4 protein-coding genes are annotated in these 6,167 nt (G+C 64.2%); 3 read left to right on the top strand and 1 reads right to left on the bottom strand.

Annotated features, from left to right (window positions below):
• Positions 1 to 1,720 (bottom strand): calcium-binding protein (locus LX70_RS20245; protein WP_146111687.1); only part of this gene is annotated, 1,720 nt, incomplete at its 3' end.
• Between the two features lie 415 nt (positions 1,721 to 2,135).
• Between LX70_RS20245 and LX70_RS20240 the strand changes: the two genes are divergently transcribed.
• From LX70_RS20240 to LX70_RS20230, 3 genes are read left to right on the top strand one after another with little or no spacing between them, the layout of a single operon-like run.
• On the top strand, positions 2,136 to 4,538 hold the full coding sequence (locus LX70_RS20240; protein ID WP_105516607.1) for a glycosyltransferase: 2,403 nt from the start codon (positions 2,136 to 2,138) through the stop codon (positions 4,536 to 4,538).
• Positions 4,535 to 5,266, top strand: coding sequence for a CatB-related O-acetyltransferase (locus tag LX70_RS21100; RefSeq protein ID WP_105516606.1), 732 nt, complete (start codon positions 4,535 to 4,537; stop codon positions 5,264 to 5,266). The genes LX70_RS20240 and LX70_RS21100 overlap by 4 nt, the downstream gene beginning before the upstream one ends.
• Positions 5,263 to 6,027: a sulfotransferase family 2 domain-containing protein gene (locus tag LX70_RS20230; RefSeq protein WP_105516605.1), complete on the top strand. Its 765-nt coding sequence runs from the start codon at positions 5,263 to 5,265 to the stop codon at positions 6,025 to 6,027. The genes LX70_RS21100 and LX70_RS20230 overlap by 4 nt, the downstream gene beginning before the upstream one ends.
• Positions 6,028 to 6,167 lie beyond the last annotated feature (140 nt).

The raw sequence follows: 6,167 nt of genomic DNA, 5'->3' as shown, positions 1-6,167 counted from the left end.
TGTAATCGACATTCGCCATGCCCTGGATCAGGTTCGCCCCCGTCGTTCCGCGCAGGTTGTCGAAACCCTGGCTGCCGATCAGGTTCTCGATCGAGCTGAAGGTATCGCCCGCCGCAAGGTTGGTGTTGATGCCGGGGAACATCAGATCGACCCGAAGCGACCCGACCGAGCCCTGATAGGACACCGTGTCGATCCCCGCCCCGCCGTCGAACGCATCCGCCCCGGCGCCCCCGTTCAGTGTGTCGTTCCCATCCCCGCCATAAAGCGTGTCGTTCCCAAGACCGCCTTCAAGCCAGTCATTGCCCGTGCCGCCACCCAGACTGTCGTCGCCATCAAGGCCAAAGAAGGTTACGGCGCCGGTCGAGCCGGTCATGGTATCGCCAAAACCGGTGCCACGGATGATCTCGATCCCCGTGAATGTATCGGTGCCGCCCAGCCCGTCCTGCGCGGTGCCGCCGGTGGCGGAGGTGAAGGTCACCGCGACGCCGGTCGCCGGCAGATCATTGTTGTAGTCGAGCAGGTCGGTCCCCGTACCGCCGTCGATCGTGTCGTTGCCCACCCCGGCTTCGATCGTATCGTTCCCGGCACCGGCGGTGATGACGTCATCCCCGGCCCGGCCCTGGATGAAGTTGTCGCCCGAAGAGCCGTTCAGCGTGTCGGCATAGCCCGATCCGCGCGCGTTCTCGATGCTGATGAGCGTATCGGTCGCCCCGAAACCGTCGGTCGCCGTGCCGAGGGCAAGATCAACCGTGACGCCGGTGCTGAGGCTATAGATGGAATCGCGGTCATAGAGGACCCAGTCGCTGCCCGCGCCGCCGTCTACGGTGTCGTTGCCGCCAAGGCTGCGGAACTGATTGTCGCCGGCATCCCCCGTGAGGCTGTCGGCAAACATCGAACCACGGACGTTTTCGAACCCGCTGAGCGTATCCGTCTCGGTCCCGCCAACGGTTGCGATGCCTGTCACAAGGTTGACATTCACCGCCGCTCCGGCGCCGTCATAGGACACCTCGTCAATGCCATTGCCGCCGTCGAGCGTGTCGTTGCCGGTATCGCCGCGCACATAGTCGTCGTTGTCACCACCGAAGATCAGGTCCGCGCCCGCGCCGCCGTAAAGGTCGTCATCGCCTGCATTGCCATAGATCGTGTCCGCGCCGGTGCCGCCGTCGAAGAAGTTGAACCCCGGCCCGCCCTGCATCAGGTCGTCGATCGTCGAACTGGCAAGGTTGCTGGTCGAGGGGTTGATGTCCTCACCCGGCCCGAAGGGGCTGGCCGCCGTCCCCATGGAGACGACACTGCTGCTCAGGAACGTGTTGAATTCCGACAGGGAGGTGATCGGCGGCAGCGCATCGCCACCGATCGCGAAGAAATAAGAGGTCGCGGTCGCGGCGTCGTAGAGCGACAGGACGACGGAGGTGTAGATGTTGCCAAGGCCATCGTCCCAGACAACCTCGCCGAACCGCATCTCATCGCCCGCTTCGTCATTCACGAAGTCGTTGACGTTCAAGGACGTGCCGTCGAGGATCGTATCCGATGCCGTATTCGTGTCCTCGGTGACAAGCGGCAGCTCGCCCGCCACGGGCGTTCCGTTCAGAAGGTAAACAAAAAGCGACGGAATGGTGCCATTGTAGACAAGCGAAATATCGCTCGACCCGAGGAAGGCGGAAGGATTCCCAAGGGCGTCATACTGAACCTTGAAACCAGAATACGTGTACGTCGTCATGTCGTCCTCATTTTTCGGTTTCTGTTCAATGGACTAGACAGATTTCCGCCGAAAGGGTCACGGCCGCGAAATCGTCCTGCACTGTCTGGAAATCCCCGATCCTCGTTCTGGCGCGGATTTTACCGATGCGGCAGGGGCGCAGCAAGCCGATGCGTAACGGTCGCATCCGGTCGCGGCGCGGCCCCGCTTCCGCCGGGGCTGGCCCGCTTCCCAAATGGACAGAGCCGCCTGCCCTCTGTAAAAGCCCGACAGGCTTGGGCAGGCAGACGACGGGGAAGCGGGCCTCCGCCCCCGGCTTTCGCGGCGACTTCGACGGATTTGAGACGGTAACGTGTTCTTCAGGGCAAAGCAGCTTTTCCTTCGATACTGGCGTCGCCACGGCCAACAGTCACGGACAGGATTTCCCCTCCATGACATGAGCGGGCGACTGACAGGCTATGTCGATCTGATCTCTCTTGCCGGGGGCAGGCTGGAGCTGCATGGCTGGAGCCTGTCTGACAGGGTTTCCCTTGTCGTCGGCCCTCACCGGGCAGAGACAACGCCCGCCATCGCCCGGCCGGACGTGTCGGCCGTCAATGGCGGGACGGCCAGCGTCAATGTGGGCTTCACGCTCAGCCTGCCGGCGGCGGCGGGGCCATGGCTGCTGATCTGCCGGTCGGGCAACGACAATCATGTCTATGAGGTCGCCGGGTTCGGCAGGGCTGCGACGCGCCGCGCGCAACTTCGCCTCCTGCCCGCCTTCTTCTGCGCCGCGACGCGGGCCGCGCCGGAAGGTCTGAAATGGTTGCTTTACCGCGACGATCTTGCCCGTGCGGCGCTGATCGACCGGATGGGACTGAACGAGACCCGGCACATCACGCAGATCAACCCGGCCCTTTACACCCGTGACGACGCCGCGGTTCCATCCGAACAGCAGGGCATCACGATCATCCTGCCGGTCTACAACGCCTTCGATCTTTTGAAAGAGGCGCTGGAGCGCGTGGTGCGTCATACCGATCTGCCCTGGCGGCTGGTGATCGTCGAAGATCGTTCAACCGACGAAAACGTGCGGCCCTATCTGCGGCGCTGGGCCGAGGACACGGCGAAGAAGACCGGCGCGCAGGTGGACCTTCTGGAAAATGCCGAAAACCTCGGCTTCATCCGCAGCGTCAACCGCGCGCTGGAAAAGGCTCTCGGCTACGGCGACCATGTGGTGTTGCTGAACTCCGATGCGTTGGTCCCCGAGGCATGGGCATCGCGCCTTATCCGCCCGATCCTGACGCATGAGAATGTGGCGACGGTGACGCCCATGTCAAACGACGCCGAAATCTTCAACGTCCCGCTTATCTGCAAGCGGACGACGCTGGAGCCCGGCCAGGCGGACCGCATCGACGCCGTGGCGCGCCGGTTGAATCCCGAGGCCGACCTTGCCGCCGCGCCGACCGGCGTCGGGTTCTGCATGGCCATGAACATCGACTATCTGCGCCAGTTCCCGACCCTCGATACCGGCTTCGGCAAGGGCTATGGCGAAGAGGTGGACTGGTGCCAGAGGGCGCGGGGCGTCGGCGGGCGGCATATCGGCCTGCCCGGTCTTTTTGTCGAACACCGCGGGGGCATGTCCTTTGGCAGCGCCGAAAAGCGAAAGCTGATCGAACAGAACAACGCCATCATCGAAAAACGATACCCGGACTACAACGCCGACGTTCAGGAGTTCATCCGTCACGATCCGATGTCCTCCGCCCGCCTCGCGCTGTCGATTGCCTGGGCGGCGGAACGTGCCACGGCGCCGCTTTCGATCTATCTGGCCCACAGCCTTGGTGGCGGGGCAGAGAAATACCTTGAAAGGCGTATCCGCTCCGACATTGCCGCGAACAGCGCCGCCTTGGTGCTAAGGGTTGGCGGCGCGTCGCGCTGGCAGATGGAATGTCATTCGGCCGAGGGGGTGAATATCGGGCAGACCGACGACTTCGCCCTTCTGACGCGGATGCTCGATCCGACCGGCCCGCGCCGGGTCGTCTATTCCTGCGGCGTGGGGGACCGCGATCCGGCAACGCTTCCACAGCACCTGCTGTCGCTGAAACGGCCCGGCGATAGGCTTGAGGTCCTGCTGCACGACTATTACCCGGTCAGCCCGTCCTATGCGCTTGTCGACAGCGACGGGACCTATCGTGGCGTCCCTGATGCGGCGTCGAAGGACCCGGCTCATACGACACGGGGGCCGAACGGACGGCGGGTTTCCCTTGCCCAGTGGCGCGATCAGTGGCGGGGGCTGTTGGCCGCCGCTGACGATATCATCGTGTTTTCACAAGACAGCCGCCAGCTGCTTCTGACCGCCTACCCGGAGGTTTCCGCGTCGATCCGCGTCCAGCCGCACACGCTTCTGGCCTCGGTGCCGAAGGTCACGCGCCCGACGCCGAAAACGCCGGTCATCGGCATCCTTGGCGATCTCGCGCCGCAGAAGGGGGCGGGCGTCGCGGCGGGGATGTCGCGCCATCTTCAGGGCGGCGACAGGGCGCGGCTTGTCCTTGTCGGCAATATCGACCCGACCTACGATCTGGCCGAGGGGACGAGACTGCACGGGACATACCGGCTCGCCGACATCCCGAAGCTGATCGAAAGCTACCAGATCACGACCTGGTTCATCCCCTCGGTCTGGCCCGAGACATTTTCCTACACGACGCATGAGGCGCTTGCCACCGGCCTTCCCGTCGTGTGTTTCGATCTTGGCGCGCAGGCCGAGGCGGTGCGGGCCGCGCCCAACGGCCGCACGATTCCGTTTGAGCTTGCGGGGAACAGCGCGCAGGCTGTGGTGGATGCAATACTGGATGAACGCGCATGAGCAAGGTTCCCGTCCCGATCAAGACACTTCGAAATCTGGGGGTTGAGGTCCTGCCGCGGGGGGGCGCCGTATCCGTTCCGTTGCCGCCCGATACCCGCATCGAAGCGCCCGCCAGCCTGAAATGGACCGAGTTCGAGCATTCGCTGCATCTGGGTGCCTTCTCATACCAGGTGTCGGGCTACTGCTTCGCGGCCCGCATCGGCCGTTACTGTTCCTTCGGCGAGCAGGTGCAGATCGGGCGGCAGAACCATCCGATGACCTGGGCCTCCACCAGCCCGGCCTTCTACCTCGGCGACCGCGTCTTTGATCTGGCGAATGGCTTTGAAGGTGCCGAAGACTATCACGCCCACAGCCCGCAGAACTCAGAAGCGCCCACGAAGCTGAAGGTCACGACCATCGGCAACGATGTCTGGATCGGTCACGGGGCCTATATCGCGGCAGGCGTCAGCATCGGAAACGGCGCTGTCGTTGCGGCACATGCGGTCGTCACGAAAGACGTCCCCGCCTTTGCCGTCGTGGCGGGCAATCCCGCCGTCATCAAGCGCCTGCGCCTGCCAGAAAGGCTGATCTCACCGATGTTGCGCTGCAACTGGTGGCGCTTCGCGCCCTGGCAGCTTGCCCATCTCGACACCGCGAACCCCGAACGTTTCATCGCGGGCGTGTTCGAGATGCAGGAAACCGCGGCCTTCACCCCCTCGGTCGTCGATATTCGCGACGTGACGGCATGACCACGATCGTCTTCCTGCACATCCCCAAGACGGCGGGCCAGACCGTGCATAACGCGCTGGCCGAGGCCGTCGGCCACGATGCCGTCTCGCCGGTCCGGGTGCATACCCAGGCGGCGGCGGATGCCCAGATGCCAGCGGGCTACCGTCTTTATTCGGGGCATCTGGACTGGACCGGCCTTGGCGATCTGCCACCCGACAGGTTCGTCTTCTCCATCCTGCGCGACCCGAGGGAGCGGATCGCCTCCTTCTACTTCTTCCTGCGAAAGGAGGCGGAAGCGTTAAGCGAGGCCGATCTGACGCGCCCCGAAAACCTTGGAAAATTGCGGGCGCTGACATGGTCAGCCGATGCGTATTTCTTCGGCGGCGACGCAAACTGGCAGCGCTTCATCCGCGACCACTACGACAACTTCTACTGTTCGTATTTCGCGACGCGGAAGATGCGGGGGCGCGGGGATCTGGCCGGTCTGACGCCGGATGAGGTGCTGTCACGCGCGCTTTCGGGCGCGGAGGAGCTTGACGCCATCTATGAGATATCCGGGCTTGAGGCGCTGGACCGCGATCTCTCCGCTCTGTTGAAGCGTCCGGTCCGGGCCAGTGGCGTGGTGCAGAACGCCGGTCCGCTCGACCGGAACCTGCGCCGCTGGCCGAGATTGCTGGAGGCATTCGAAGACCCGGCATCGGCGGAGCGGCTCGCGGGCTATGCCAGCCTTGACGACAGGTTCATGCAGCGTCTTGGCCTTGTGCCGGACGCGGACGGGTAGACGCGGCGCGACCGTTCGTCCGCCCGCCCGCTTGCCAGCGATTCTCCCTCAATACGCGAATACGAGGCTGTCGAGGCCGGTGAGGCTTGAGACGCCCTGCAAGGTCAGCGTATCGCCGCCGCCGAAGTCGAAGACGACCT

Origin of the sequence: Albidovulum denitrificans, from assembly GCF_002973535.1 — a bacterium.
GTDB lineage: Bacteria > Pseudomonadota > Alphaproteobacteria > Rhodobacterales > Rhodobacteraceae > Albidovulum > Albidovulum denitrificans.
Note: the sequence above shows the minus strand (reverse complement) of the source record. Positions and strands in the feature narration are given on the sequence as shown.